This window comes from Legionella tunisiensis, from assembly GCF_000308315.1.
Lineage (GTDB): Bacteria > Pseudomonadota > Gammaproteobacteria > Legionellales > Legionellaceae > Tatlockia > Tatlockia tunisiensis.
Genome location: NZ_CALJ01000101.1, coordinates 1 through 2,084, shown reverse-complemented (window position 1 = coordinate 2,084; position 2,084 = coordinate 1). Strand labels below are relative to the sequence as shown.

The window sequence follows — 2,084 nt, the reverse complement described above, 5'->3', positions numbered from 1 at the left end:
CTCTCGTTACCCAAGAAGAAGAAGCCCACCCTGTTTCCACATACACAAAGTGAATTTCTGTTAGGTTTTCTCAAGCAAAGCCTGCATTGCAGCCAATGAATGATTTCCGAAATTACCAATGACTATATATCGCATTCTGAGATGATAATAGATGGTGCCCAGGGACGGAGTCGAACCTGATAGCTACCTATTGATTTCAAATAATATAAATAATAAGGATTCGAGTTTTGCCCAAATTCTTATCCAACGTGGAGTATGATAGCTGATTTGAATTAATGTGAAAAGATAAGAATCGTTGTGGCCTTTTGTTAGCTAGAAAACAGCCCAGAGGAAATTTTTTCGCGGTACTTCGGAGTCGCCTTTCTAAATCTAAAGCGGAATCTAACCCACTAAAATCAAGCTCCGTTACGCCGAGCCAAAGAAATGATAACTAACTTATTAAAAATATTACTGTAATTTTCGGGTCTGCCTACTGATTTCAGGTAGCTCCATGTGGTTTTAGGAGTTTTGACTCTATGAGTCATTGATTTATAATGCCTAAGGCTTTGGACCAAAATACCGAGTGTTCAGCCTCTCTGAGTGTCATTTACATGGCCATTATTAGCTCAGTTTTATGTAGTATTTCTAGGAAAGAATGAATGGACTTAATATACAGTAGGAAAAGTTCGATACAATGGTTAAAAGAGATGTTTAAATCTTTTACCATTCCAAGAGCCTTGGACAGGTTATCAGTAAGAAATAAGCTAAAAGACTATCTTAGCGTATTAAGATCACGTGACGAAAAGCTTTGGGAGTTGCATGCCAAGTTAGAACTAATAAGATCTGAAATGAGAATGAATTATGATTCTTATGATTATGGAAATGGCTATTATTACCAATCCATGCGAAGAATTAATTTATCAGGCCACAGAAATACTGAAGATAGAATTGAACAGTTGGGCTTAGCGCAAAGAGTTGCTAATAAAACAGTACTGGATATTGGATCAAACTCAGGATTTTTACTTTTATCTCTATCTCAATATATAAAAAATGGTATTGGCATCGAAATTAATGATTATCTGGTCTCAACGGGACTAGCCGTAAAAAACTATCTGAATATTACGAACGTTGAGTTGATATCAGGAACTTTTGAAGATTATCCAGAAAATAATAGCCAGTTTGATATTATCTTATCTTTGGCAAATCACTGTACCTATGATGGAAATACAAAGCAGAGCGTCGATTCCTATTTTCGAAAAATAGCGCATCTTTTAACTGATGAGGGGCAAGTTATCTTTGAGTCTCATCCCCCCGAAATTGAACCAATAGAAAAGCTCAATCAAACGATTTGTATAATAGAAAAATATTTTATTATAGAAGAAAAACCTAATCTAAATCTGAAAGGATTTTTAGATAAAAATAGGTATTACCTGATAGCTAGAAAAAATAATCGTGTGGAGCAAATTTCATCAATTTTTGTCGCCTCAATCTCTATTTCCCCATTGTTAGTGTGGGGAAATACTATCGGAATAGTTGTCTATTTTTATTGATAGGAAGATATAATAGCGTTTAACAATATAAGCCAACTATCGCAATACTAAAGCATATTAAATACTAACGCTTTCATTTTCTCATGCATAAAATAGTACATGGTTCCATCGTTTTGTTGTTGAACTGCATTTATTGACAAAAAATCAGTATAAGAACTTACAAGTTCTCGTAAAACAAAAGAACGAACCCAAGGATCAACAAATGAATAAATAAATCTATACTGAGTTTTGGTTTCTATCGATTTAAACTCTTCTTTTAAAATCGGCTTAGGCAGCCATTTGGCTAATATGACATCCCCATCGTCAATTCCTGGACTCATATAAAAACAGGAGGCAGAAGTTTGGCCAGTCAAGAATGAAGACCATAAAGTACAATCAGCTCCTCTAAAATCGGGTAAATACCCCGGATGTATATGGATGAATTTATGAGTAGCAATTTCTAATAACTTCGCTGGAACAATACCGCCACCAGTAAATAAAAAGGCACTGGCAGATTCATTAATCAAAAAATCATAGAGCGCTGGATCATTAAGGTCATTAATTAATAGCTCATCA

Annotated in this window: 2 protein-coding genes; one reads left to right on the top strand and one right to left on the bottom strand. The window is 34.8% G+C overall.

The window, feature by feature from the left end:
* The first annotated feature begins 686 nt into the window (after positions 1 to 686).
* Entirely contained in the window at positions 687 to 1,529 is an 843-nt protein-coding gene (locus BN58_RS07460; protein ID WP_019216304.1) for a class I SAM-dependent methyltransferase, read from the top strand.
* A 47-nt stretch (positions 1,530 to 1,576) separates the two neighbouring features.
* Here BN58_RS07460 and BN58_RS07455 read toward each other — a convergent pair.
* The coding region (locus tag BN58_RS07455) for a formyltransferase family protein (protein ID WP_019216303.1) at positions 1,577 to 2,084 on the bottom strand (508 nt) is incomplete at its 5' end.